At 50.1% G+C, this 26360-nt stretch carries 20 protein-coding genes; 10 read left to right on the forward strand and 10 right to left on the reverse strand.

The features are described from left to right. Window positions 1–145: 145 nt before the first annotated feature. Window positions 146–1930, reverse strand: a complete 1785-nt coding sequence (locus AC566Q_RS01495; RefSeq protein WP_499612900.1) for a PHA/PHB synthase family protein — start codon at window positions 1928–1930, stop codon at window positions 146–148. Between the two features lie 18 nt (window positions 1931–1948). After that, the gene (locus tag AC566Q_RS01500; protein ID WP_105935560.1) at window positions 1949–2191 is read right to left on the reverse strand and encodes a DUF6489 family protein; all 243 of its coding nucleotides are present in this window, start codon (window positions 2189–2191) and stop codon (window positions 1949–1951) included. Window positions 2192–2397: 206 nt separating this feature from the next. On the opposite strand from AC566Q_RS01500, the gene mrcB reads away from it, so the two are divergent. Next, window positions 2398–4722, forward strand: a complete 2325-nt coding sequence (mrcB, locus tag AC566Q_RS01505; protein WP_499612901.1) for a penicillin-binding protein 1B — start codon at window positions 2398–2400, stop codon at window positions 4720–4722. 915 nt (window positions 4723–5637) lie between these two features. On the opposite strand, the gene AC566Q_RS01510 is transcribed toward mrcB, so the two are convergent. Together AC566Q_RS01510 and AC566Q_RS01515 are read right to left on the reverse strand one after the other, a co-directional pair. Next, complete coding sequence (locus tag AC566Q_RS01510) at window positions 5638–6552, reverse strand: DUF808 domain-containing protein (protein WP_499612903.1); 915 nt, start codon at window positions 6550–6552, stop codon at window positions 5638–5640. 10 nt (window positions 6553–6562) lie between these two features. Beyond that, the gene (locus AC566Q_RS01515; protein ID WP_499612905.1) at window positions 6563–7294 is read right to left on the reverse strand and encodes a hypothetical protein; all 732 of its coding nucleotides are present in this window, start codon (window positions 7292–7294) and stop codon (window positions 6563–6565) included. Window positions 7295–7551: 257 nt separating this feature from the next. Here AC566Q_RS01515 and glnK point away from each other — a divergent pair, with 257 nt between their 5' ends. Continuing rightward, a complete protein-coding gene (glnK, locus tag AC566Q_RS01520; RefSeq protein ID WP_105935564.1) occupies window positions 7552–7890 on the forward strand; it encodes a P-II family nitrogen regulator in 339 nt (112 codons plus the stop codon). Between the two features lie 35 nt (window positions 7891–7925). Next, window positions 7926–9200: an ammonium transporter family protein gene (locus AC566Q_RS01525; RefSeq protein WP_499612907.1), complete on the forward strand. Its 1275-nt coding sequence runs from the start codon at window positions 7926–7928 to the stop codon at window positions 9198–9200. Window positions 9201–9523: 323 nt separating this feature from the next. Here AC566Q_RS01525 and AC566Q_RS01530 read toward each other — a convergent pair whose 3' ends face one another. Beyond that, window positions 9524–10393, reverse strand: coding sequence for a glycosyltransferase family 2 protein (locus AC566Q_RS01530; RefSeq protein ID WP_499612909.1), 870 nt, complete (start codon window positions 10391–10393; stop codon window positions 9524–9526). Window positions 10394–10727: 334 nt separating this feature from the next. On the opposite strand from AC566Q_RS01530, the gene ggt reads away from it, so the two are divergent. The 4 genes from ggt to htpX all read left to right on the forward strand — a co-directional run bounded on the left by ggt (window position 10728) and on the right by htpX (window position 15262). Beyond that, window positions 10728–12404: a gamma-glutamyltransferase gene (gene ggt / locus AC566Q_RS01535; protein ID WP_499617323.1), complete on the forward strand. Its 1677-nt coding sequence runs from the start codon at window positions 10728–10730 to the stop codon at window positions 12402–12404. 42 nt (window positions 12405–12446) lie between these two features. Then, window positions 12447–13364 (forward strand): Dyp-type peroxidase, encoded by a 918-nt coding sequence (locus tag AC566Q_RS01540; protein ID WP_499612911.1) that lies wholly within the window; start codon window positions 12447–12449, stop codon window positions 13362–13364. A gap of 10 nt (window positions 13365–13374) precedes the next feature. Further along, window positions 13375–14253 carry a transcriptional activator NhaR gene (nhaR, locus tag AC566Q_RS01545; protein WP_499612913.1) on the forward strand — a complete coding sequence of 293 codons (879 nt, stop codon included), beginning with the start codon at window positions 13375–13377 and terminating at the stop codon, window positions 14251–14253. Between the two features lie 130 nt (window positions 14254–14383). Beyond that, entirely contained in the window at window positions 14384–15262 is an 879-nt protein-coding gene (htpX, locus tag AC566Q_RS01550) for a protease HtpX (RefSeq protein WP_499612915.1), read from the forward strand. 98 nt (window positions 15263–15360) lie between these two features. Here htpX and AC566Q_RS01555 read toward each other — a convergent pair whose 3' ends face one another. The 4 genes from AC566Q_RS01555 to AC566Q_RS01570 are packed head-to-tail and all read right to left on the reverse strand — an operon-like array spanning window position 15361 to window position 18992. Then, window positions 15361–15573 (reverse strand): hypothetical protein, encoded by a 213-nt coding sequence (locus tag AC566Q_RS01555; protein ID WP_499612917.1) that lies wholly within the window; start codon window positions 15571–15573, stop codon window positions 15361–15363. Between the two features lie 16 nt (window positions 15574–15589). Then, complete coding sequence (locus AC566Q_RS01560) at window positions 15590–16663, reverse strand: adenylate/guanylate cyclase domain-containing protein (RefSeq protein WP_499612919.1); 1074 nt, start codon at window positions 16661–16663, stop codon at window positions 15590–15592. A gap of 30 nt (window positions 16664–16693) precedes the next feature. After that, a complete protein-coding gene (gene hemL / locus AC566Q_RS01565) occupies window positions 16694–17974 on the reverse strand; it encodes a glutamate-1-semialdehyde 2,1-aminomutase (RefSeq protein WP_499612921.1) in 1281 nt (426 codons plus the stop codon). 7 nt (window positions 17975–17981) lie between these two features. Beyond that, window positions 17982–18992 carry an aspartate carbamoyltransferase gene (locus tag AC566Q_RS01570; RefSeq protein ID WP_499612923.1) on the reverse strand — a complete coding sequence of 337 codons (1011 nt, stop codon included), beginning with the start codon at window positions 18990–18992 and terminating at the stop codon, window positions 17982–17984. A gap of 356 nt (window positions 18993–19348) precedes the next feature. Between AC566Q_RS01570 and AC566Q_RS01575 the strand changes: the two genes are divergently transcribed. Next, entirely contained in the window at window positions 19349–20038 is a 690-nt protein-coding gene (locus AC566Q_RS01575) for a DUF2982 domain-containing protein (protein WP_499612925.1), read from the forward strand. Here AC566Q_RS01575 and AC566Q_RS01580 read toward each other — a convergent pair. Further along, the gene (locus AC566Q_RS01580; RefSeq protein WP_499617326.1) at window positions 20035–23169 is read right to left on the reverse strand and encodes a hybrid sensor histidine kinase/response regulator; all 3135 of its coding nucleotides are present in this window, start codon (window positions 23167–23169) and stop codon (window positions 20035–20037) included. The genes AC566Q_RS01575 and AC566Q_RS01580 overlap by 4 nt on opposite strands. A 232-nt stretch (window positions 23170–23401) precedes the next feature. Here AC566Q_RS01580 and parC point away from each other — a divergent pair, with 232 nt between their 5' ends. Together parC and AC566Q_RS01590 are read left to right on the forward strand one after the other, a co-directional pair. After that, on the forward strand, window positions 23402–25654 hold the full coding sequence (gene parC, locus AC566Q_RS01585; protein WP_499612927.1) for a DNA topoisomerase IV subunit A: 2253 nt from the start codon (window positions 23402–23404) through the stop codon (window positions 25652–25654). Window positions 25655–25812: 158 nt separating this feature from the next. Beyond that, entirely contained in the window at window positions 25813–26355 is a 543-nt protein-coding gene (locus AC566Q_RS01590) for a heme NO-binding domain-containing protein (protein ID WP_499612929.1), read from the forward strand. Window positions 26356–26360 lie beyond the last annotated feature (5 nt).

Genomic DNA, 26360 nt, shown 5'->3' on the forward strand with positions numbered 1-26360 from the left:
TACCGGCGCCGGAATCTGGTGGACAGAGTTCTGAAAAGGTTAAATCAGGCCCTCGTCGCAGAGCCGGCAGGTTGATAAACTCTGTCAGCTATTCTGCAATGTAGCGCAGAACAGGCCGACAGAGCAAATTTTGGATGGTTAACCGTTAGCCAAGACGGCGTTTAACGTAGCTGCCGGGGGCATCCTCAACAACCGGGTAGGACTTGTGTTTACCGGGCTTGGGTGAGGTAACCTGTTTATCATTGTGTGATTGTAGCCAGTGGTACCAATCGGGCCACCAGGAACCTTCGTGCTGAGTGGCGCCATCAAACCAGGCGGCGGCATCCTCTGGCAGGTCTTCGTTGATCCAGTGCGGATACTTGCCTTTGGCGGGTGGGTTAATTACCCCGGCTAAGTGTCCGGAACCGGCCAGTACAAAGCGGGTATCACCGCCTACCAGTTGCGTACCTTTATAGGCGGCCTGCCAGAGCACGATGTGATCGGCAATAGTGGCCAGGAAGTAAACCGGCACATCGATATTGCCCAAATCGATAGGCACACCGTCAATCACCATACCACCTGGTTCCCGCAGTTTATTTTCCCAGTACATGGTGCGCACATACTGTTTAAAGCAGGCGGCAGTGATATTAGTGGCATCACTGTTCCAGAACAGAATATCAAAGGCGGCGGGATCCTCGCCTTTTAGATAGTTATTGATAAAGTACGACCAGAACAGATTGTTCTCGCGCAACAGGCTGAAACTGAGCCCCAGTATGCGGCCGTCATAGACGCCTTTAATATCGGCGTTCTGCTCCATGGCGTTAAGGCTTTCTTCGGTCAGGTAGTTACCAATTTCACCCGGCTCACTGAAGTCGGTCAGGGTGGTTAGCAGAGTAAGTGACTGAATTCGCTCATCGCCCTGGGCGCGCAGGTAAGCGGCAGTGACGGCAGACAGGGTACCGCCTACACAGAACCCGGTCATATTAACCTTGGGTTGTTTGGTAATCTCGCATACCACATCCAGCGCGGCCAGCGGGCCGTGCTTCATATAACTCACAAAATCGTGCTCGGCCAGAGATTTGTCCGGATTGACCCAGGAAATCATAAACACACTGAAACCGTTTTCGAGCAAGCCTTTCACTGCAGATTTTTTTTCATCAAGGTCGAGGATGTAATATTTATTGATAAACGGCGGCACAAACAACACCGGAGGTGCATAGGTTTTGGCTTTTTTCGGTACGTAGTGAATGAGCTGGATGAGATCATTCTGGTACACCACTTTGCCCTCTGTGGTTGCCAGGTTTTCACCCAGCTCGAAGGCCGACATGTCGGTTTGCGTAATCTTAAACGCTTCCAGTGGGCTTTGTTCCAGATCGCGCATGAAGTTCTCAATGCCTTTGAGCATGCTTTGCCCTTTGGATTTGAGGATTTCCTCACACACATCCGGGTTAGAGAACAGATAATTGGTTGGCGCAACCGAGTTAATATACTGACGAGTGTAAAATTTTACCTGTTCAGCAGATTTAGGATCGGCAAAGGTCATGGAGTCCATCATGCCCTGCAGCATTTTGGAGTTGATCAGGTAGGCTTGTTTTAAATAGTTAAAAACCGGGTTGTCGTTCCAGTCGGTGTGGCTGAAACGTTTGTCACCGCGTGACTCACTAACCACGGCTTCAGCCTTCTCGCCAAACATGGCTCTGCTTGCCTGCTGCCACAGCTCGGTTTGCTGGCGCATAAACTCCATTTGGTTTTCAACCAGCTTGGAGGTATCTACTTCAACCTTATCGGCCAGTTTTGTGGTCAGTAGCTGCTGCAAATGCTGCGGATCGAACATCTTTGCTGCATCGTTCGAATCAGCCTGACGGGTGAGAATTTTCTGTACCATGCTATTAAACTGCTCAGCATACTGGTTCAGCGTGTCCAGAATTTCCTGCTTATCCTGTTGCTCCACAAGTGCTCCTTGAAGTTGTTATTTTTTGCCTGAGGCGGTGCTGGTGGCAATGCCTTCCATCATTTTCTGGTAGAAAGAAAAGGCCTGCTGACTGCCGTCAAGGTAGGGTTTCAGAAGGGTCATCATTGTTTCCTGATTACCGTTTTTTAATTGTTCGGTAAACATGGCAATGGTGGCTTCATGGATTTTGGTCATGTCCGGCCAGCCTAAGAGTTCGCGAGCTTCTGACGGTGACAGATCGATATCGACGGTAATTTTCATGGTAAACTCCTTACTTTAGCCAGTATCATGGCTTTCCCAGAGGCTGATTGACTTACAGAGTAAAAAGCGAACAATCACTTGTCTAGTCTGATGAGCCTAAAGTTGCATACAGGTAATTGATACAGCGCAAACAAAACGGCTGTGTTCCTTGCCCGGCCTGAATGCCTGCAACCGGTCGTACCCGCAAAGTATTTACAGGAAGCGTTGTGACATCAAAAAAAGCCGAGCCTACTTCTAATCCTAACCGAAAACGCCGACTCTGGCGGTTTTTCTGGAAGTTTTCTTTAATTCTGCTGGTGCTGTTCGGGGCCTACATCATTTATCTCGATGCCCAGATTAAGCACCACTTTTCAGGTAATAAATGGCAGGTGCCTGCACAAATCTATGCCCGCCCGCTGCAACTGCAAAAGGGCGAGGAGATTACCCGCAAAGAAGTGCTGGACGAGCTGAAGCTGCTGGGTTACCGACGGGTTAATCAGATCCAGGGCAGTGGTGAATACAGTGTGGGTCAGGCCGCTATTAGCATTTATCGCCGGGCGTTCCATTTCCCTGATGGCTTTCAGCCGTTGCGGCAGTTAACTATCCGCTGGAACGGTGCGCGCATCGCCTCTATTACTGATTTACAAACCGACCAGTCTTTATCGCAGGTCAGGCTGGAGTCGTGGCTGGTAACCCGTCTCGCCAGTGGCAGTCAGGAAGATCGAATGCTGGTGACGCTGGAAGATGTGCCGCCGTTACTGGTAAAGGCATTAACGCTTACCGAAGATCGTGACTTTTACAGTCATCACGGTATCGCGCCGTTGTCTATCATCCGTGCGCTACTGGCGAATATCGCAGCCGGACGCACGGTTCAGGGGGGCAGTACGCTTACCCAGCAACTGGTTAAAAATCTGTATTTAACCCGCGAACGCTCGCTTGAACGAAAGATAAAAGAAGCCCTGATGGCCATCATTATTGATGCTCGCTACAGCAAAGATAAGATCATACAGGCCTATCTGAATGAAGTGTTTCTGGGACAGAGCGGCGATATGGCGGTACACGGTTTCGGCCTGGCCAGTTATTTTTATTTTGACCGTCCGGTGTATGAACTCGATGAAACCGAAATCGCCATGCTGGTAGGGATGATAAAAGGGCCTTCTTATTACAATCCCCGTAAGTACCCTGAACGGGCCATCGAGCGGCGCAATCTGGTGCTGCGGTTGTTGCTGGAAGGTAATGAGTTAACCCCGCAACAATACGAAATGGCCGTATCCAGACCAGTGGGGATTGCTACCGGCGATAGCCTGGCGACCGGCAAACATCCGGCATTTATGACTCAGGTTCGTAAAGAACTACAAACCATCCTCGCCGATCCTAACATCCGGGAGTCGGGCGTGAAGGTGTTCACGACCCTGGATATTTATGCCCAACGCCGCGCCGAACAGGCATTAACCAGCACGCTGGACAGCTTGCAACCTGGCCGCGAAGCGACCCTGGAAGGCGCGATGGTGGTATCAGACATTGGCAGCGGTGAGGTGCGCGCGCTGGTGGGCGGGCGCAATGTCAGCTTTGCTGGTTTTAACCGCGCGCTGGATGCGGTTCGGCCCATAGGTTCGCTGGTAAAGCCGGCCGTGTACCTTACGGCACTGGAGCAACCTACGCAGTATAATCTGGCTACACCACTGGACGATAAGCCATTATCTCTCAGTGACGAACACGGTGATAACTGGCAGCCGCAAAACTTTGATAAAACTTACCGTGGCTCCGTGCCGCTAATTGATGCGCTCAGTTTGTCGTTGAACGTGCCTACGGTTAACCTGGGGCTTGAGCTGGGCATCGATAACGTTGCCGCCACTCTAAAGCATTTGGGCGTTAAGCGGCCGATTCCGGAAGTACCTGCGCTTACCTTGGGCGCAGTAGCGCTGACTCCCTTTGAAACCAATCAGCTATACCAAACCATTGCCAACAATGGGGCGTACCGACCGTTACATACCGTTAGTGCCATTGTGAGCGTGAATAACCGTTTAATGTGGCGTCAGGCTGAATATGGCGAGCAGAGGGTTAACGAGGAGTCAGCTTACCTGCTTAATTACGCGCTTTATAAGGTGGCCACCGAAGGCACGGCAAAAGCCATTGGCAGAATCTATGGCAACATAAACATGGCGGGAAAAACCGGTACCACCGATGATTATCGCGACAGCTGGTTTGCCGGGTACGACCGTAATAATCTGGCAACGGTCTGGGTAGGTAATGATGAAAACCGCTCAACCGGCCTGACTGGCTCGACTGGTGCACTGCCGGTGTTCCTTGCTTATCAGCAGTTACAGGAACCTAAATCCCTGTCGCGTCGTTTTCCTAATGGCCTGGGCATTGCGCATTTCGATCCTGCAACCGGCGCGGTAGTGACGGCCGGATGTCCAGGCAGCATGAGTGTACCTGCGGTGCTTGAAGCGCTGCCGCCAGCGCAGGGTTGCGTGGGGCAATCGGGAGCAAAAAAACCGGCGAAGAAAGCTAAGGAAAAGTCCTGGTGGGAAAGGTTATTTGGTGGTTGATAGGCTAATAAAACCTGGCTAAAACTACCTGGTTGGTGAAGTTTATAAGTAGAGTGCAATACATCCTTATTTTTGGTTCTTATTGAGCGAGATACTGTCATTGGGCAGATGAAGTAAAAGCGTAGAGGCGTCATGGACGACGCCTCCGGCCAGCGAGGGCATGGAGCCCTCTCTGGTCGATAGGTTTTACCTGCCCGATGACAGTATGCTTTTCGTGAGTAAGAACTGCGGGGGTCAAGGGGCGTCGCATAACGCCCCTTGGTGCTGTCGGCACCCCGACAAAATGCCAAGACATCTATCGTATTTAAAGTGAACGTTATAGCAAAAATAAGTTTGTTGTGAAGAAAAGAGGCTGCTAGCTTGCTATAGACGAGTAACTGCGAGTGGTTATTAGTCTTTAGCAGATAAAAAACTCAGGAGATTGCAGAGATCTGCAATTCCTGAGAAGTGGCACTACGGGAGTGTCCAGGGATACAAATGCGGTAAGCCTTTAGTGAATCAAAGAGTCTGACGTAAACAGGTAACGAATCCCGTTAAAAATTCCCAGCGCAACGATATAGGCCAGCACCGGACCCAGTAAAAGCCAAATTAAAAAACTGTAAGTAATCATAATCTTGAACCTCGCTGTTCGTTACGGGCACACCAATAAGCGATTTACGCTCACTGCCCTGTACCCATTCAGAGCCTCATCATGCTCGCCGAGCAGGCTATCTGTTAATCTAAGTCGCAGAATAGTTAGCGATAGTTGTGCCAGTCAGGTGGTTAATTTTTAAGTGTTTGATTTGTATTTATTTATTTTGATTTTGTAAGGCCGGGGGAAATTGAGCGTGTGGTTTTTTTTGCTAATTAATAACTGAATTTCCAGTAAAGTAGCGCAAATGGCCAACGCTACCTTACTGGTGATGCTGAGTCTGATTACTGACGGACTTTATTAAAAACAGCCAGGGCGAAAGCGATGATCGTCCCTGCGACTAATCCGGCGATACCATCGGCGGCAATGCTTAGGATCAAGGCTACTTGCGGTACCAGTTGGGTTACCGATTCAGCGAGATGGTGCAAAAACGGAATACTGTGAGTCAGAATACCGCCGCCCACCAAAAACATCGCGATGGTGCCGACGAATGACAGCACTTTCATCAGAATTGGCGCCGCTGTCAGTAAAAAACGACCGGCTATGCGCTGTGAGCTGTTGTAGCCACCCGTTAGTGATTTACGCAGCAGGTATAAGCCGAGGTCATCCATTTTTACAATGCCGGCCACCAGACCGTAAACCCCAATGGTAAAGGCGATACTTAATCCACTCAGGACCAGGATTTGAGTCGTCAGATCGGCACCCTGCAGACTGCCGAGGGTAATCACAACAATTTCTGCAGACAAAATAAAGTCAGTGCGTATCGCCCCTTTAATTTTGTCTTTTTCCATTTGCACCAGGTCAATGGAAGCATCGGCCAGATTATTAAGGCGCTCATCGGCCTCTTCGGCGCTATCGGCATGGGGCAAAAACCGATGGAGCACTTTTTCGGCCCCTTCAAAACATAAATAGAGTCCGCCAAGAACCAGCAATACGGTGATTAGTACCGGTACAAAAGCACTGATCAACAATGCGGCAGGCACCAGAATCAGTTTATTGATGAAGGATCCCTTAGCCACCGCCCACACCACGGGAATTTCGCGGTCAGGTTTCACGCCCTGTACCTGATTGGCATTCAGTGCTAAATCATCACCCAGCACACCGGCAGTTTTCTTGGCTGCCATTTTCGACATCATGGCGACATCGTCGAGCAGAGTGGCTATATCATCAATGAGTGCAAGTAGGTTGGCTCCGGCCACGGGCAGTCCCTTATTGTTCTGGTTGTTTATATCGTCGTTTGTCGATGAATTGCTGAAATTCGTTGCGACTGTTGCACTTTACATTGCCTCCAAACAATCGCGCAACTGTTGCCACAGTGCTATTCACCCCCTTATCGCAATTCACGGCATATTCCCCGACTGTTTGCTTGGCTGGTTCGTACTCACCAATGCGTAACTCCGGTGATTTCTGTTCCAGACGGCGCTGCCGCGTGACTTGTTCGGCGAGTTCGTGTTGTTTTTGTAACTGCTGTCCTGCAATCCCTCGACTGATTGCGTTAGATAGACGTCGTGAAGGTGGTGCGGGGCTATCCTCTGCCTGGGTGAGTATTTCACCTGGAGGTGGCGCAGAGGTTTCGGTACTGGGATTGGGAATGTTTTCTGCCTGCGGTGGCGCCGCTTCGGCTTGTGCAGGTTCGCTTTCGGGCTGTGACTCGACTCTCTCAGGCTCTTCAGGCGGTACATCGGTAACGGCGGGCTCGGGGAACTCTGCCGGCGCAGGTTGGGCTGGTGCAGGCACAACAGGCGTGTACAGAACCGCCTGTACCGGAGTGGATTTTACCGGCTTTGGAACAGGCGGTGGAAACGACAACGTGGCCAGTACTGCAATATGAACCAGCACCGAGCCGACAATCAGCCACACCAGTCTGCCAGCCTTCTTAGGGGCTGGTTCAGCAGGTTGAAAACGCGTGGGCCCGGTAAAGGCTAAGTCCATTTTTTCCATGCCAGATAGACCGGCTGTTTGACGCTAAGTTCCCTGCGATAAACGACATTACTGACAGGATGAAATGTGATAGCACCAAAATGGTGCAAACCGAGTCTCATGCATTTAAATGGTGCGTAAAATTGTAAGAAAATATAACAATTTTAAATTTAGTTATTGATTTTTATGGGTTTTAATTTGTGGCATAGGACTTGTTCTAGTCAATCTCGCACAACATGAACACTGGTAGCAAACCACTATTATTTTGGGAGCAACACATGAAACTAGTCACAGCAATCATCAAGCCATTTAAGCTGGATGATGTTCGTGAAGCCATTTCAGAAATCGGTATTGACGGTCTGACCGTAACCGAAGTGAAAGGTTTCGGACGTCAAAAAGGACATACAGAATTATACCGCGGAGCCGAGTATCAGGTCGACTTCCTGCCGAAAGTTAAACTGGAAATTGCCGTTCAGGATGATCAGGTGGAACGTTTGGTTGAAGCCATCACAGGTGCTGCGAAAACCGGCAAAATTGGTGACGGCAAGGTCTTCGTTTACGACCTTGAAGGCGCTGTCCGGATTCGTACCGGCGAAACAGATACCGACGCACTGTAAGAGCAGTCGACGAGAAATTTGCGGAGATAAGCATAATGGAAACAACTTTTGAATTAGGGTACGCGTTAGATACCTTTTACTTTTTAATCTGTGGCGCACTGGTAATGTGGATGGCTGCAGGTTTTGCCATGCTGGAAGCTGGCCTTGTACGTGCTAAAAACACAACTGAAATTCTGACTAAAAACATCGCGTTGTTTGCGATTGCTTGTACTATGTACATGATCTGCGGCTACGGCATCATGTACGGCGGTGGTGACTGGGTACCTTTCCTGAGCGGCATCATGGCTGACGGCGCAACTGGCGTTGCTGATGAACCAGCAACCTATGCACCATCTGCTGACTTCTTCTTCCAGGTAGTATTCGTTGCTACGGCAATGTCTATCGTATCTGGTGCGGTAGCTGAGCGTATGAAGCTGTGGGCGTTCCTGGCTTTTGCGGTAGTAATGACTGGGTTCATCTACCCAATGGAAGGTGCTTGGACTTGGGGACAGTCTGATGTTTTCGGAATGTTTTATCTGAACGCACCTGATGATGCAGACCCTTCAATGTGGAACGCTGGTTTCTCTGATTTCGCTGGTTCTGGTATCGTTCACATGGCTGGTGCAGCGGCTGCATTAGCGGGTGTACTGGTACTGGGTGCCCGTAGAGGCAAATACACTGCAGATGGCAAAGTTAACGCTATCCCTGGTGCAAACCTGCCGCTGGCTACCTTAGGTACATTCATTCTGTGGATGGGTTGGTTTGGTTTCAACGGTGGTTCAGTACTGGCTACTGCTACTGTAGAAAGCGCAAACGCTGTTGCCGTAGTATTCATGAACACTAACGCTGCTGCAGCGGGTGGTACTATTGCTGCACTGATTGTTGCTCGCATCATGTTTGGTAAAGCTGACCTGACAATGGCACTTAACGGTGCACTGGCTGGTCTGGTTGCTATCACTGCTGAGCCGTCTACTCCTACGCCACTGACTGCGACTCTGTTTGGTGCCCTGGGCGGTATCCTGGTTGTATTCAGCATCGTTACTCTGGACAAACTGAAAATCGATGATCCGGTAGGCGCGATTTCTGTTCACGGTGTAGTGGGTCTGTTAGGTCTGTTACTGGTTCCTGTTACTGGTGGTGCGACTTTCTCTGGTCAAATCATCGGTGCCCTGACTATCTTCGTATGGGTATTCGTAACCAGCTTAGTGGTTTGGTTAATCATCAAAGCAGTTATCGGTGTACGCGTTAGCGAAGAAGAAGAATTTGAAGGTGTTGATATCAGTGAATGTGGTCTGGAAGCTTATCCTGACTTCACTGGTGGCCGTTCATAATCTTCGGACACATTATTGATTAGGCGCTCAAGTTAATAATAATAAGCCTAAATCACTTCGACTCAGACCCCGCTTATGCGGGGTTTTTTCTTGCGGGTGAATTTTGTGTAAAAGCCGTTTGGGCTGTTGAATAAATGTTGCCCAATGAACAAATGTCGAGTTTATATGCAATTACGCAACTGCCATGGAACCATGCTCAGGTGGTGAAAAGAGCGCTGGTATGCGGTGCTGGAAAAGGTTTACCCGGACAATACGGCAGGAGTAAGAAAGCCCGGTTCAATTGATAAAGTGGAAGTGAACCGGTCTTTTTATTGTCTTCGGCCTTAAGCGGTTTGCCTGATATCTTCAGCAACTTCCGGTTGTTCCTCGCAGGGTTGATCAATAAAAAAATCGTTCAGCTCTTCCTCTGGTGCCAGGCGGGTAACCCGGATACCGGTTTGTTCATAATCCGAATTCACATAGCCAAGCTCAGCAAACTTCTCGAAATAGTTGCATAAGGGATAACAACTCCACTTTTGTTTGAACAATTCCGCGTTGGCAACGAGATCGCACAGGTGGTTAAGCGGCGGATTAAAATGCATATGAAATTGTTTAAAGATATGCCGACCGGTATTCACTAATGTAAGGCCCGTCTGGCTGCAGCGCATGGCAAAATCCACATCGCTGAAGCCATAGCCTTCGTAGTCGGTATCAAAGCCGCCGAGACGGTCAAAATCGTCGCTGGTGATAGCAAATGCCGTGACATCAAAATGAACAAAAGGAAGTTCTTTTTGCGCCTTAACCGGTATTGCCGTTAAGTCCTGTAGGATACTTTTAGAGACTTCTTCGGCTTTGCATGGCAGATCAATGATGTTTGCAGTGACCACCCTTCCGTTTGTCAATGGCGCTGTTAGCTCCTGCAGCAGGGTCGCCGGGCATAAACAGTCTACATCCAGGTAAATAATCTTTGCGGTGGTACAGGCTTCAAAGCCCCGATTACGGGCTTTGGCTATGGGTAATTCTGAATGGGTGGCGAAACAATGCTGAATGTCAAATAGCTCACTGCTTAGTAGCGACTCGTCACTGGGTGAGGTCATCCATACAATCACTACCTCTTTGGGGATTACTGAAGAGTGCTCAATACTGCTCAGCAAATTAGACAGTTGTTGAGTGCGATGCTTAACAATAGTAACGATACTAAATTCCGTGCTCATGGTACTGACTCTCTGCGGTTGGGTGTCTCACAAGACAAATTGAAAAAATGGTCCACTGGTACTGCAAGCGAGGGGACAGATGATTAGCTCATAGCAACTCAATTCATGAATACAAGCAATATTGCAAACATGATTCCAATTCGTTTGTGCCGGGTGGTTGTTGTGCAGCCCGCGTATTTAAAGGTGTTTGGTTTTTCAGCAAAAAGTGAAGGATTGTAATACTATGTTATCTTAGGCAAAGCATTCACGCCGGGCTGGTAATTCTTACAGACAGCCAGACACTCACAGTAACAAGGGTAACGTAATAATAATGAGGTTGAGTTTAGTAAAAGGCATGGGAATTAAGCTGACTTGCGTGGTTGTGGGGTTGGTGATGACGGTATCTGCCAGTGCCTATGACAGAATTACCGGCAAACCTTTTGCCAGCCGCTCCGAAGTGATTGCCCGGGAAGGGATGGTGGCGACCAGTCAGCCGCTGGCAACTCAGGTAGGCCTGGATATCCTTAAGCAAGGCGGCAGCGCCATTGATGCAGCCATTGCAGCAAACGCCATGCTGGGCCTTGTCGAGCCTACCGGTAGCGGAATTGGTGGCGACCTGTTTGCAATTGTCTGGGATGCAGAGACTAAACAGCTATACGGGCTGAACGCGTCCGGGCGGTCACCCCAATCCCTGACTGCAGAGGTGTTCTCCGCCGCAGGACTAACTAAAATTCCATCCTTCGGGCCGTTGCCCGGCGCGGTAGATGGCTGGTTTGAGCTGCATAATCGCTTTGGCCGTTTACCCATGACCTCATTGTTGTCGCCAGCAATTCGTTACGCTCGTAACGGCTTTCCGGTTAGCGAGCTGGTGGCATATTACTGGCAGATGAATGTCGACCGAATTGGTCATTACCCGGGATTTTCACCCACTTTCATGCCGGGCGGAAAAGTGCCGCAAAAGGGCGATGTGTTTAAAAACCCGGGGCTGGCTGCGACCTACGAAAAAATTGCTACCGGCGGCCGGGATGCGTTTTATAAAGGTGACATTGCCCGGGTGATTGCGGCTTACATGAAAGAGCAGGGCGGGTATTTAAGTTATGAGGATTTGGCTACTCACACCTCTGACTGGGTGACACCGGTGTCGGCGAATTACCGTGGCTACGATGTCTGGGAATTACCGCCAAACGGTCAGGGCATTGCCGCGCTGCAGATCCTGAATATTCTGGAACAGTACGACATCGAAGGTATGGGGCTGGATTCTGCCGATTATATTCACACTTTCGTTGAAGCAAAAAAGCTGGCCTTTGAAGACCGGGCTAAGTATTACGCCGATCCGGCATTTAACGATATCCCGGTAGCCCCGCTTATCAGCAAAGACTACGCTCGGGAGCGCCGTAAACTTATCGATCCGCTAAAGGCGGCCAATCGCTATGATGCCGGCGTTATCGACGGCGACACCGTCTATCTCACCGTTGCCGACAGCCGCGGCAATATGGTGTCGTTAATTCAGAGTAACTATCGCGGCATGGGCTCTGGCATGACCCCGTCAGGACTCGGCTTTATTCTGCAAAACCGTGGTGAGTTATTCACCCTGGAGCCCGGCCATAGCAATGAATATCAGCCGGGTAAACGTCCGTTTCATACCATTATTCCGGCAATGGTCACACGCAACAATAAACCCTGGTTAAGCTTTGGTGTAATGGGTGGTGCCACGCAGCCCCAGATGCATGCACAAATAATCGTCAATCTTATTGATTTTGGTATGAATTTGCAGGAGGCTGGTGATGCGCCCCGATTTATTCACAGTGGCTCAAGCAGTCCTACCGGCGCCTTAATGAAAGACGGTGGCTCGATTAGTCTGGAGCGTGGCTTTTCGCTGAGCACTGAAAGAGAGTTATTGGAAAGAGGCCACAAACTGGAAAATAAACTGGGGATCTACGGTGGCTATCAAGCGATTATGTATGATGCCGATAAGCAGATATACTATGGCGCATCAGAAAGCCGCAAAGATGGTCAGGCTGCCGGGTACTAAATAACAACACCGGTCGATAACGATAAAAACAACGGGAAGACTATGTCGCAACCACAAAAAGGTATTTGTGCTGAACCCAATCTGCATGCGCAGTACTTGTTGTTCAATGTGATTGACGACGATTCACAGGCTGTCCGGGCCAAGCTGGGCAGGGCACTGGAAGTGCTTGATTATTACGATAATGAACACTACGAAGCCATGGTGTCAGGGGTCATTGCCGTGGGCAGTAATTACTGGAGTGAACTTTATCCCGGCCCTATTCCCGTTGAACTAACGCCGTTTCCGGATATGCAAAGCGAAGACCGCGTAGCGCCCTCCACGCCCTGCGATCTGTTTATTCAGATTCGCGCTGACCGCATTGATATTTGTTATGCCATTGGCCTGGAGATCATGGAACTGCTGCGGATCCATGTAGAGCTGGTGGAACAGATACAGGGGTTCCGCTATCTGGACGGTCGCGATCTTAATGGCTATTTGTATGCCCAGGACAATCCCCGGGGCCTACAGCGAGCTAAAGTTGCCATTATTGAAGATGATGACAACGGCTTTGCCGGTGGTAGCTATGTGCATGTGCAGCGTTTCAGACACGATTTACGCCGTTGGTTGAGCCTGTCTGACCGACAGCAGGAACAGATCATGGGCACTACCAGGGAGCATAACCTGCCCAGTGTGGAGTGTAATCCTTCTTCTCACAGCGTCAGGGCCAGCATTATTGCCACAGAGCAGGGTAAAGCTGACTTGCTCAAGCAGGGCATGCCTTACGGCGATATGACATCGCAGGGTATGTTTTCGGTTACCTGCGCAGCCAGCTCTCAACCCTTTAAAAGGATGTTGCACAGTCAGGTGTACGGCAGTGGCGACGGCGAATACGACCGCTGGCTCGATTACACCGCTGCCGAGACAGGCTGCGCGTTTTTCGCACCATCCATCGCGTTTATTAAAGCCCAGGCCAAGCTTTGACCACCTGCTTATGACGCCAATTAACTACAACCAGCTGTATTACTTTTACATGGTGGCTGAGCATGGCTCTATTGCCAGGGTAAGCGAATTACTGCATATCACACCGCAAACAATCAGTGGCCAGATAAGCGCGCTGGAAGATACCATTGGCGCATCATTGTTCACCCGTCAATCCCGGCGGTTGATACCCACCGAGCTGGGTATACTGGTGCAAGGCTATGCGGCAGATATTTTTCAGCTCGGAGAAGAACTTAAGTCGGTGCTTAATCAGCAGCACAATCAGTGGCAAAGCTTTACCGTGGGGATTACCGATGTGCTGCCCAAAACCCTGGTCTACGAAATGCTTAAGCCGGTCTTACAGTTACCGGTGAAGCTGGTGTGCCGGGAGGGAGAACTAACCTCTTTGCTCGGCGAGCTGGCGGTTAATCGTCTGGATATGGTGTTATCCGATCAGCCCATTCAAACTGGTAGTCACATTAAGGCATACAGCCACTTAATCACCGAATCGCCCATGGCAGTATATGCGGCCGCGGATAAATACGACGCACTAAGTCAGGATTTTCCCCGCTCACTGCATAACGCCCCCTTTCTGCTGCAAGGCAAAAAGTCGTTAATTCGACAACAGTTGTTGGGATGGTTCAGCACTCAGGATATTCAGCCTGATATCACGGCGGAATTTGACGACAGCGCGCTGATGCTGGCTTTTGCGCAGGAAGGGCTGGGCGCTTTCTCTGCCCCATTGTTATTAGCGCCTCAGCTTGAAAAACAATTTGGTCTGCTCAAAGTCGGCGTGATCAACCGTGTTACGGAGCAACTCTACGCGATTTCTCCGGAGCGTAAACTCACTCATCCTGCCGTTCTGCAACTGGTAAAAGCCCTGCGAAGCTGATACCAGTGCCGGGTATTTTTTAATCAGTAATTACCTGACTAAATGTAAGTTATATACGATTTTAACTTACAGCGAATGACCCTGTATAATGCACAGTGTTAATTTTCGTTTCTTGTTTAGCGAGGCTTTTATGAAACGTGTAGTGCTGTTTTTGATCACAAACCTGGCCGTGGTACTGGTACTCGGGATTGTGCTCAGTGTGGTGTTTGCCGTGCTGGGTATTAACAGCCAGAGTATGGGCGGCTTACTGATATTTGCCGCTGTTTTTGGTTTTGGTGGTTCGTTTATTTCACTGTTGATGTCGAAGTGGCTGGCAAAGCGCTCAACCGGCGCTGTCGTCATTGACCGGCCGCGTAATGCGACTGAGCAATGGCTGCTGGAGACCGTAAAACGTCAGGCCCAAAAAGCGGGTATCGGCATGCCGGAAGTGGCGGTTTATGACTCGCCGGAAATCAACGCTTTTGCCACGGGTGCCAATCGCAATAATGCGTTGGTTGCGGTGACGACAGGCTTACTGCAAAACATGACGCAGGAAGAAGCTGAGGCAGTGCTGGCCCACGAGGTATCTCACGTAGCCAATGGCGACATGATTACCCTGGCGCTTATTCAGGGCGTGGTAAATACCTTCGTGATTTTCCTGGCCCGGGTGGTTGCAGGCTTAATCAGCAACCTGATGCAAAACGATGAAGATGGTGAGGTCGTTGGCGGTTTCGCTTATCTATTCACGGTTATCATTCTGGAAGTGATTTTTGGTGCGCTGGCCAGTGTGGTGGTGTTCTGGTTCTCTCGTCAACGTGAGTTCCGTGCTGATGCGGGATCCGCTTCACTGGTAGGTAAGCAAAAAATGATTGCTGCGCTTGAGCGACTCAAGTCTAACCGGGAAAGCGAGCTGGAAGGCACGATGATGGCATTTGGTATTGCTGGTAAACGCAGTTTCTCAGAATGGTTTATGAGTCATCCGCCGCTGGAACAGCGGATCCAGGCACTGCGTTCTACTGAGCATGTTTAATCAGCCACACAACTATTGCTAAGCGGTGATGGTTAACTGCTTAGGCCGGACGGGTTTCCACTTCCCGTCCGGCTTTTTTGTGGGCCGGCATAAGCTGCTTATTTTGCTGCAGCCTGATGATCAGGTTTATTAAGCAGATAGATTAGATAAACAATCGCCACAATCGGCACGAATACGGAAATACCCAGAGACAGCGCAGTCAGTATGGGTTTGTCGGTCTTACGTTTACCTAACATAAACCCCACCACGGTCATGATCATAGCCACGGGGATAAGCCATTGAAAAATTGTTTGTATATCGTAATTATTCATTTCACCTTCCGGTTGATTAATGTGCTACCGCGCCATCCCAGTCGGCCGGGAGGTCAGTATGCATAAGAGTTTCAATGGTATGAATATGATGATGCAGCAGTCGATCGTCGGGAGCTATTAGCAAAGCCTTATTGAAATGGCTGAGCGCTTCCTGAAAGTCTCTGGTAATACGGCAAGCCAAGCCATCACGAATATAGGGGGCCACGATAAGCTTTTGTTTACGGGCATCCTCACTCAGGTGGTTAAGGACTTCATAAACCCGAACCGGAGCCTGGCGGCCTTTAATTCTGACCATATCCAGCACCCGGCAGTCTATTTGCTGTTTATGGCTAATGGCTTTGAGTGTTTGCGCACTGATAACAATATCGGCGTGATATTTCGGCGCCAGTCCTTCCAGACGAGAGGCGATATTCACGCTGTCGCCAATCACGGTGGTATCCATTCTGTCATCGCTACCCACGGTGCCCAGGATCACCGGGCCAATATGAACGCCTACACCAACCCGAATGCCTTCATAGCCGGATTTAGCCCGGTGGGTGTTATACACGCTAAGGGCTTTTTGCAGGTCGAGCGCTGCATTCACCGCATCGGTGGCCTTGTCGGTACCATTTCCGCCGGGGTGATCAAACAGGGCCATAATGGCGTCACCGATAAATTTATCGATAAAGCCGCCATTTTGGTGAATGGGGTCGTTCATGCGCAAAAAATACGAATTCAGGAAGTTCATTAACTCCTGAGGTTTCATTTTCTCCGACAGGCCGGTGAACCCACGAATGTCACAGAACAGGATGGCCACTTCGTCTTCGTCGGCGCGGCCGAGTTCGAGGGTGTCGATACCATGTTTGGCGAAGTGGTCGACAAACTGTTTTGGCACAAATTTCTGGAAAGTCTGATTCAGTCGCATGGCTTCATCAGCCTTTTCCAGAAAGCGTTGTTCGCTATCATCGTTACGAATGACCGGTTCAGGAATAACGCGGGTCGCCGCCCGGGCAATTCGCAGGGTAACCCGTTTCTGCCTGATAAGCAGCAGAGTAACAATCCCGGCGTAGAGTACCGTTACGCAAACAAAACCCGTGGAAAGCAGCGTCATCCCTGCATGTTTCCTGCACCGCCTGTTAGCTTAAAGGTTGGCAAACACTTTGCGCGCCGCCGCAAGTGTGGCGTCGACAATGTCCTGAGTATGCATCTTAGACACAAAGCCGGCCTCATAAGAGGCCGGAGCCAGATATACACCTTCGTCGAGCATGCCGTGATAAAACTGCTTAAAGCGTTCCTGATTGCAGTTTATCGCCTGCTGATAGTTCACAACCTTATCTACGTCGGTGAAAAAGAGGCCGAACATTGAACCTGCGTGGTTGGTAGTAAACGGGATGCCGTGTTCATCGGCGATGGCCTGAAACCCTTCAACCAGCGCTTTGGTGCTGTTGAAAATAGGTTCATAAAGGCCAGGCTCGGCTATTTGTTCCATCGCTGCCAGACCCGCCGCCATGGCGATAGGGTTTCCTGATAAGGTACCCGCCTGATAGACAGGGCCGGTTGGCGCAATATGGGTGAGGATGGACTTTTTACCACCAAATGCACCCACCGGCATACCGCCACCAATGACTTTGCCCAGGCAAGTGAGGTCGGGAGTGACGCCATAGCGCTCCTGCGCGCCGCCTCGACTTACCCGAAAGCCAGTCATCACCTCGTCAAAAATCAGTACCGCGTCATGTTCGTCACAAATATCGCGCAGGCCTTGTAAAAAGCCATCGACGGGGGGAATACAGTTCATGTTACCGGCAACCGGCTCAACAATGATACAGGCAATATCGTCGCCCACTTCAGCAAACACCTCCTTAACGCTATCGAGGTTATTGTATTCAACGGTTAAGGTGTGCTGTGCAACATCGGCTGGAACGCCCGGAGAGCTCGGTACGCCAAGAGTAAGTGCGCCTGAGCCGGCTTTTACCAGCAAAGAGTCGGCGTGGCCATGATAACAACCTTCAAACTTCACCAGTTTGTTTTTACCAGTGTAACCACGCGCCAGACGAATGGCTGACATCGTGGCTTCGGTGCCTGAGTTCACCATTCTGACCATTTCCATTGATGGCACTATCTCACGCACTTTTTCGGCCATGATAATTTCAGCTTCAGTGGGCGCACCGAAGCTCAAACCCGAAGCCGCGGCATGGATAACCGCTTCGCGGATCTTGTCGTTGTTGTGACCCAGTACCATAGGGCCCCATGATTGCACATAATCAATGTAGCGCTTGCCATCCACATCATAGATATACGGGCCATCTGCCTTCTCAATAAAACGCGGTGTTCCGCCGACTGCTTTAAAGGCTCGCACAGGTGAATTTACGCCACCGGGAATAGAAAGTTGGGCGCGCTCAAATAGTTGTTCGGATCGTTGCATAATGTTTTTAGCTCTTATTGCTATACCAGATGACAGGCTTTTCGTATTGACTCACCAGATTCTCCACGCCGAGCGTGAGAGCGAATAACGCCATGCGCACTAATACGCCGTTGTCGGTTTGTCTGAAAATCGCCAGATTAGGGTTGAGGTTGAGGTCGTTATCCAGCTCGTTAGCCTCGGTACGGGAATCCCTCGGTAACGGATGCATAATAACGGTTTTAGATTGAAAATGCCGGGTGTAAATCGACTGATTTAAGCGGAATTTTCCGCGGTATTTATTGGCTTCGTCTTGTGAAGGGAAGCGTTCTTCCTGAATACGGGTCTGATAACAAATATCGGCGTCCATATTCCCTTCCAGTTGGTCGGTGACCTTTAATGAGTGGCCGGCATTTTCGATAGCTTCCAGAATGTAGTCCGGCATTGCCAGCTCTTTGGGTGAAATCAAAGTAAAACGGACGTTCTTGAACAAGCACAGCAGTTTAGACAGGGAGTGCACGGTTCGACCGTAACGTAAGTCACCAATCATGGCAATGTGCAGGCCATCAATGCTTTTGTTATTGAACTGTAGTTCACGCTTAATGGTAAACAGATCAAGTAAGGCCTGAGTGGGATGTTCATTGGCACCATCACCGCCGTTTAGCACTGGCACCCGGCTGCCTTCTGCAAATTCAGCAACCGAGCCGGCAGCCGGATGGCGCATGGCGATAATGTCGGAATAGCCACTAAGAACCCGGGCTGTGTCGTACAGGGATTCCCCTTTAGCCAGCGCGGAGTTTGCCATGCCGGTGGTTTCCCGCACTTCTCCGCCAAGTAGATTAAAGGCAGTACCAAAGCTTACCCGTGTTCGGGTACTGGGCTCAAAAAACAGGTTGCCAAGAATTGCACCATCAAGAACAGTAGTTCTCTTTTGACGTCTGGCGTAGGGTTCCATGCTTTGGGCGACACTAAAGACCAGTTCTATCGCATCACGATCGAACTGAGAGACAGAAAGAATATGATTACCGGTGAAACTCGACATAGATTTAGCTGCGGCCTCATTGATTTGTGGCTAGTGTAGCAAAAATCGCTAACTGCCGTGCGGATTATCGTTGCGGGGAATCATATCCCTGTGCGTAAATCTTGCCAATATTGGCGGCTAAATATATTCCCTCAGCGTTGCGCCGGGGGCATGATAAACTATTTACTTAAATCCGTCGTTTAAATGAACAGTACAGCGTATGCCTAAGCCCAAAAAAATGACGAAGCAGAGTCAGACTGAGTTCTCAGGGAAGGGGAGCAAAAACAAGACTGGCTGGTGGTCAACGAACTGCCCGTTTTGTAAACGTATGCGGCTGTATGTGATTTGGACAATATTAATGTTTGTGGTGTATTTCTATGTCTTCCAGCGATGATTACATTTTTATCCGTTCTACCGCTAAACGCAACGGTCTTACCACACTGCTGATTGGCGTAGCCGTATTGCTGATTGCTTCACTAGCGTTGAGTCTGAGTCCAGACTGGTTGTTTTTACCCCTCATATTTGCGGTAAGTGGTGGCATTGTTACCATTTTAGTGGGCTGGTTTAAATTACGGGAGCCGCCGCATAGTCTGGCTATCGGCCGCGATAAAGTGAGCTACCAGCATCGCTGTGGGCAATGGCATATTGCCTGGGACGATATTCAGCGGGTGGATTGCCCCCGGGTGAGTCGCGGGCTGGACCATGACACCCTGGAACTGGTGGGCTTTAAACTAAAACGGTACGACGAATTCTTAACCACCATCTCGCCACGTCTGGCCTCCCACATCATTATTGAACAACGGCCATTGATGGTGCACGCACAGGACAAATCCTGTTCGACCGGCGGCTGCTACAGTAGCAGTTTGTTTGAAGATAAACCCTTCGTATTGGAGAACGGTGAGACCTTAACCGGCATCAAGGCCATCCTGGCTAATCGCATGACGGCGGTTAGAAATGCGCTGGGCTACGACGTGTTTATTTCTGCCAGCGAATTAGACCGTGAGCCGGGCGAGTTTGTCGGACTGTTGCGCGAATGTCAGGTAGCGCGGTTACGCGAACAGGCTTAGCGTGAATTAAAGGCTCCGTTATCCTGAATGAACTTGTCAGCCTGGGCGGCTGCGATTTCGCATTCCAGAATGATGGTTGGCAGCATTTCTGCTACTTCATAATGATTTCCCAGCTTTAGCGCTGATTCCATCTCATTAGCCAGCGCCTGGAGTTTAGGCACACCCGTATAACAACAGGCGCCGTGCAGGCGGTGGATCTCATCCTGTACGCCCTTGTAATGGCGGGCATCCCATTCACTTCTGATCACTTCTGCCGCTTGCGGTAGATGAGCAATAAACTCACGAAGTAGTTCCATTGCCAGGTCCCGGTTCTGATTAGCACGCTTGAGGGCCAGTTGCCAGTCCAGGGTTGGCAGCGCCATGGCGCTACTGTCTACGCCCTGACACCAGCGTTTGATAAGGGTGATTAGTGTGGAAAACTCAATGGGCTTGGGCAGATAATCTTCCATACCGGATGATAGCAGGCGTTCCTGCTCTTCCTTAAAGGCATGGGCAGTAACGGCAATGATTGGCGTTCCGGCATTAAGGGGCGTTTTGCGGATGTGACGGGTAGCCTGAATGCCATCCATTCCCGGCATCTGAACGTCCATCAGGATCAAATCAAACTCTTCATTTTTACAGCGATTCACTGAGTCCTGACCACTGGTGGATAAGCTGAGTTGCACCGGTGAATCAGCCAGCCAGGTATCCAGCAATTTCAGGTTCATGTCCATATCGTCCACTGCCAGAATACGGGCTTTGGGCAATGTGTTGAGCTTACTCTGCTGGGAAGAGGCTTTTTCTTTAATATTGCCGTGAACAATCCCCTCGAGCTTGGTAATGGTGAGTGGCATTCTTACCTGAGCTTCAAAGTCCTCTGTATAGGCCGGGAAGTCGGTCAGCGGTTCGTCACCTGAGTACCATAGGATTCGTTTGCGGGCGCTAAATACGCACAAGGCTTCGAGCATCTGCTCACGAGCGGATTTTTTCAGCGTTGGCAGGGTGGCAAACAGGTAATCAAACTCTTCGTCAACAGCCTGAAGATGGGCAATGGATTCCACGCAATATACCCTTGCCCCGAGACTAATCATCATTTGCGCACTGGCGCGGCGGCTCTGGGGGTGCGGATCAAAAATTAATACCCGTTTGTTAAGCCACTCAGGTAATGGTGAGAGCGCGTAACGCTGGCTTAACTGGTTGGTTCGCAGCACTACGGTAAAGGTACTGCCTTGTCCTGGTGCGGTTTTGAGGGTGAGGTGACCGCGCATTAACTTAACCAGTTCCTGACATATCACCAGGCCCAGGCCGGTTCCCTGGTAGCTACGGTTAAGCGCGTCATCGATTTGTGAAAACGCACTGAACAGCTTGTTCTTATCCTTGCGACTGATACCAATCCCGGTATCCTCGATTTTAATTTCCAGCTCATGAATTCCGTGTTGCAGCGCCTTACCTTCAACCGCAAGTTTGATATAGCCCGACGAGGTAAACTTGAGGGCATTACTTAGCAGGTTGTTAAGGATTTGCCGGATACGGAAGACGTCGCCTATTAGTTTTTCCGGTAACGGGCCCAGTTCAAGAATAAACTCCAGTCCTTTCATGTGTGCCGATTTCGACATAATGGTTACCATCTCTTCAATCAAAGAGTTGGGTGAGAAAGGCTGGTTGTTGATTTGCAGTTTACCGGCTTCGATTTTTGAGAAATCCAGCACGTCATTAACAATAGTCAGCAGGTTGTCGGCCGCCGTGTTGATGATCCGCACCTGTTCCATTTTATCCACCGGCAGGGTCAGGTTAGTGAGTTCTTTACTGAAACCTAAAATGGCGTTCAGGGGGGTGCGGATCTCGTGACTCATGTTGGCCAGAAATTGTGACTTAACATTACTGGCTTTAATGGCGTCTTTGCGGGCGATGTCGAGCCGGGCGTTTTGCTCTTCTATCAGCTCCATATTATGGCGCAGTTCGTCGGTGGCCTGGCTGACTTCGTTTTCAAGCTGGCTGCGGCTTTTTTCCATCAGAGCTATTGAAAACAGGCCGGCTTCGCAGAATACCGCCACCTGAAAACAGTAGGTGGTAAGCAGGTTCGAGGGCAAAATACCTACCAGACTAAGCATGCCAACAATGGCGCCGGTGGCCAGAATACCCCAGGCGAAAATAAAATAGCGCGCCGGTTTGTAGCGTTTACCATAGGCTTCAAAACCCGCGGCGATGTAACTGGTAATCGACAACATGCCAATGCCATACACCAGGTTATGCTCCCACACCGGTGGGAAGATATCGATCAGCGTAGCCAGCCCCATAAAGCCCTGTAACCACAAAAAGGCCACAACCATCGGATGCATGGAAGGTGAGTTGGTTTTGGTTTCCAGGAAGATCAGCGAGAAAATACCGGAACTAATGCCTATCAATGAGAATATCAGTGACGTATAGGGAGACAGTAGTGGTGACAAAGTATCGGCAAAGAAAAAATCGATATGACCGCCCCACACAAATTGCCAGACCAGCACGGTAACGATATAAGCCACATAGGCAATCAGGCTTGGCTCACGGGAACCAAAATAGAGCACCAGGTTATAGATGGCCAGGATGAATAGTCCGCCATAAAACAGGCCCCAGATGAGGTTATCCACCTGGCTGATGCGAATTTCGGCCGTCTCAGACATGACATAAATTGGCGCGATCAGGCTGGAAGAATCACTTTGTACGCGAATAAATAGTTCAGCTTCTTCACCAATGGGTATGCTGGTATTAAAGGTCGGCACGCGGTAAAGCTGTTCGCGCTGCAGTTTGCCCTGGTGGCTCTGTGATACCACCTCGTTGTTAATGACCAGGTAAAAATCAACCGTATCGAGCTGACTGAAGTTTAATGAGAATACCCAGTCGGTGTTATGCGAAAGGTTGGACAGTTCAGCATGCAACCACAGGCCTTTATCGCTGAAACCATAGTTGGGGTTATTATCCGCCTGGTAAATAAACTCGTGGCGACGTTTAAGGATTTCGCTAATAGTAAAGGGCGAAGCCTGTTCATGCTGAATAGCGAAGTTGTCGGCCAGCAGCTGGGTTTGTTCGCCGTCATACAGATGCACACCGGCGTGCACTGGCAGGCTGAGCCAGATAAGCAGGAGTAACCAGCGGATAACCGAGAATTTGCCGATCAAAATGTGTGCGCCTTTAAATACAGATGGCGGTTGCCGAACGCTTATTAAACCCTAACTTTGGCTCGTCTGCAAAAGCTTGATTGAATAAGGATTAATCTGCCCGGGGTGACGGCGATGATCTATTGCGCTTCATGGCGGATTCACTCACAATGGGGTGAGATCCATTGCGGCAACTCACACTCCCACGGCGGATTGGTGTAAATAATAAGACGAGAATAAAACAGTACCCATGAGCGACGAAATTACCATTAACCAAGACGGTGTCGAACAGCTCCCCATTCGACGATTTACTGAAGACGCTTATCTGAACTACTCCATGTATGTCATCATGGACCGTGCCTTACCCAACATTGGAGATGGCCTCAAACCCGTGCAGCGGCGGATTATTTATGCGATGTCCGATCTGGGCCTTAGTTCTACAGCAAAGTACAAGAAGTCCGCCCGTACCGTGGGCGATGTACTGGGTAAATTTCACCCTCATGGTGATTCGGCATGTTACGAAGCTATGGTCCTCATGGCGCAGCCTTTTTCCTATCGCTATCCGTTGGTCGACGGGCAGGGCAACTGGGGTGCACCGGACGATCCTAAGTCGTTTGCCGCCATGCGTTATACCGAGGCACGGCTGTCTAAATTCAGTGAAGTACTGTTGTCGGAGCTGGGGCAGGGAACCGTCGACTGGATCCCGAATTTTGATGGGACGTTGAATGAGCCGCAGGTGCTGCCGGCGCGATTACCACACATCCTGCTTAATGGGGTAACCGGTATCGCCGTGGGGATGGCCACCGATATTCCACCGCATAACGTGCGTGAAGTGGCTAATGCCTGTGCCAGATTGCTGGATAACAGCAAAACTGAGTTACAGGAGTTACTCGAGGATATTCAGGGCCCTGACTATCCCACCGATGCCGAAATTATTACCCCGCGCAGTGATATTCGTAAGCTCTACGAGACCGGGCGTGGCAGTATCAAAATGCGCGCTAAGTATCATGAAGAAAATGGCGATGTCGTTATTACTGCACTGCCGCATCAGTCTTCCGGCGCCAAAATTCTGGAACAGATTGCCGGCCAGATGCAGGCCAAAAAGTTACCCATGGTCAGTGATTTGCGCGATGAGTCAGATCATGAAAATCCTACGCGGCTGGTGGTTGTGCCACGTTCTAACCGGGTGGATACCGAACAATTGATGCAGCACCTGTTTGCCACCACTGACCTGGAAAAAAGTTACCGCGTTAACCTGAATATGATTGGCCTGGATGGCCGGCCGCAGGTCAAGGATTTGCGAACTATCCTGAGTGAGTGGCTGGTATTCAGAAAAGATACCGTCACCCGTCGTTTGCAATTCCGCCTGGATAAAGTGCTGGCCCGGCTGCATATTCTTGAAGGTTTAATGATTGCCTTTTTGAATATTGATGAGGTGATTGAAATTATCCGCTTCCACGATGAACCGAAAGCGGAGTTAATGCGCCGCTTTAGTCTGAGTGATAAGCAGGCCGAAGCCATTCTGGAATTAAAACTGCGCCACCTTGCCAAGCTCGAAGAAATGAAAATTCGGGGTGAGCAGGAAGAACTGGAAAAAGAGCGTGACCATCTACAGCAGTTGCTCGGTTCCGACCGCCGTTTAAAAACCCTGATTAAGAAAGAAATTCTGCAGGATGCTGAAACCTATGGTGACGACCGCCGTTCACCTATTGTGGAACGAGCTGAAGCTAAGGCATTGAGTGAGAAAGAGCTGGTGCCAAGTGAAGCCGTTACCGTAGTGCTATCCGACAAAGGCTGGGCACGTTGTGCCAAAGGGCATGATATTGATGCTGAGGCCTTAAGTTATAAGTCAGGCGATAAGTACCTCGCCAGTGCTCAGGGGCGCAGTAATCAGCCAGTGGTATTTCTCGACACTTCAGGGCGGGCATTCTCCTGTGATGCGCATGGCTTACCATCGGCCCGAAGCCAGGGTGAGCCGCTCACCGGTCGCTTTAGTGTGGTGGCAGGCGAGCAGTTTAGTCATGTCGTCATGGGCGCCGATGATGGAAAGTATCTGATGGCCTCTGACGCTGGTTACGGTTTCGTTGGCACCTTTGCTGATATGATTAGTAAAAACAAAGCGGGTAAAGCTTACCTGAACCTGCCGACTGGTGCCAAAGTGCTTGCCCCGCAGCGGGTGGATAACCTGGAGACCGACTGGTGCATGGCCATTTCAAACGAGGGTCGCATGTTGCTGTTTCCATTGCGGGATTTGCCGAGTCTGGGTAAAGGTAAAGGCAATAAGCTTATCAGCATCCCATCGGCCAAAGCACAAATTCACGAGGAATATGTCAAAGTGCTCGCGGTTGTACCGGAAGGCGCGGCAGTAAAAATTACTGCGGGTAAACGGAGTATGACCCTGAGCGCTGACGATCTGGTGCACTATCAGGGCGAACGCGGCCGTCGCGGTAATAAACTCCCCCGCGGGTTACAGCGCGTCGACCAGGTCGATATCGAAATCTAACCAAATCAAGCGCCCTCGCTCCACAGGGCGCGTGATTTTCTGTAACTCGTCTCTCTACAGCTAAGAACTTTAGTCTAAAAATCCTCTTTTATCGGACAAATTCTGTGCGCTTTCAGCGACTTCTTCTACACTTAACCGTGGATTTAGGGAGAGTTTTTATGCTTGGAATCGTGTTTACGTCGCTGGTAGAAATGCTCGAGGAGAATATTTCACCTGAGTTTGCCGATGAAGTGTTGGTTGCGGCTAACCTGGAGAATGACGGTGCCTTTACCGCTGTAGGGTATTATCCCTTCAGTGAGCTACAAAAAATTATGGTGGTGCTGGTCAATAAGACCGGCCGACCACTGAACGCATTACTTTACGATTATGGCAAATATCTGTTCACGGTGTTATCGGCAGGCCATGCCGGGATGATGGCCAACCGCCAATCGGTGCTGGAGGTCCTTGATTGCCTGGATGACGATATCCATGTGCAGGTGAGGAAGTTGTACCCTGACGCCGATCTGCCTTCGTTTAAAGTGCTGGAACGAGCTCCCGATATGATTAAGATGGAATATCATTCCATGCACGATCTTTACGCCCTTGCTGAGGGGCTTATAGACGGCGCAGCCGCATATTTCTCGCAGCGGGTTGAGCATCAGGTGACGCCAACCGAGGTACCGCATACTTATCATATAGACGTTAAATTAATCGCATCGTGAATGAT

The organism is Alteromonas sp. H02 (assembly GCF_059682525.1).

Bases quoted from the DNA above. Each gene is read 5' to 3' on its own strand.
- AC566Q_RS01500 (WP_105935560.1), bottom strand. From the start codon at position 2,191: ATGAAAATTACCGTCGATATCGATCTGTCACCGTCAGAAGCTCGCGAA.
- AC566Q_RS01515 (WP_499612905.1), bottom strand. From the start codon at position 7,294: ATGGAAAAAATGGACTTAGCCTTTACCGGGCCCACGCGTTTTCAACCT.
- glnK (WP_105935564.1), top strand. From the start codon at position 7,552: ATGAAACTAGTCACAGCAATCATCAAGCCATTTAAGCTGGATGATGTT.
- AC566Q_RS01525 (WP_499612907.1), top strand. From the start codon at position 7,926: ATGGAAACAACTTTTGAATTAGGGTACGCGTTAGATACCTTTTACTTT.
- AC566Q_RS01530 (WP_499612909.1), bottom strand. From the start codon at position 10,393: ATGAGCACGGAATTTAGTATCGTTACTATTGTTAAGCATCGCACTCAA.
- ggt (WP_499617323.1), top strand. From the start codon at position 10,728: ATGGGAATTAAGCTGACTTGCGTGGTTGTGGGGTTGGTGATGACGGTA.
- AC566Q_RS01540 (WP_499612911.1), top strand. From the start codon at position 12,447: ATGTCGCAACCACAAAAAGGTATTTGTGCTGAACCCAATCTGCATGCG.
- nhaR (WP_499612913.1), top strand. From the start codon at position 13,375: ATGACGCCAATTAACTACAACCAGCTGTATTACTTTTACATGGTGGCT.
- htpX (WP_499612915.1), top strand. From the start codon at position 14,384: ATGAAACGTGTAGTGCTGTTTTTGATCACAAACCTGGCCGTGGTACTG.
- AC566Q_RS01555 (WP_499612917.1), bottom strand. From the start codon at position 15,573: ATGAATAATTACGATATACAAACAATTTTTCAATGGCTTATCCCCGTG.
- AC566Q_RS01560 (WP_499612919.1), bottom strand. From the start codon at position 16,663: ATGACGCTGCTTTCCACGGGTTTTGTTTGCGTAACGGTACTCTACGCC.
- hemL (WP_499612921.1), bottom strand. From the start codon at position 17,974: ATGCAACGATCCGAACAACTATTTGAGCGCGCCCAACTTTCTATTCCC.
- AC566Q_RS01570 (WP_499612923.1), bottom strand. From the start codon at position 18,992: ATGTCGAGTTTCACCGGTAATCATATTCTTTCTGTCTCTCAGTTCGAT.
- AC566Q_RS01575 (WP_499612925.1), top strand. From the start codon at position 19,349: ATGTCTTCCAGCGATGATTACATTTTTATCCGTTCTACCGCTAAACGC.
- parC (WP_499612927.1), top strand. From the start codon at position 23,402: ATGAGCGACGAAATTACCATTAACCAAGACGGTGTCGAACAGCTCCCC.
- AC566Q_RS01590 (WP_499612929.1), top strand. From the start codon at position 25,813: ATGCTTGGAATCGTGTTTACGTCGCTGGTAGAAATGCTCGAGGAGAAT.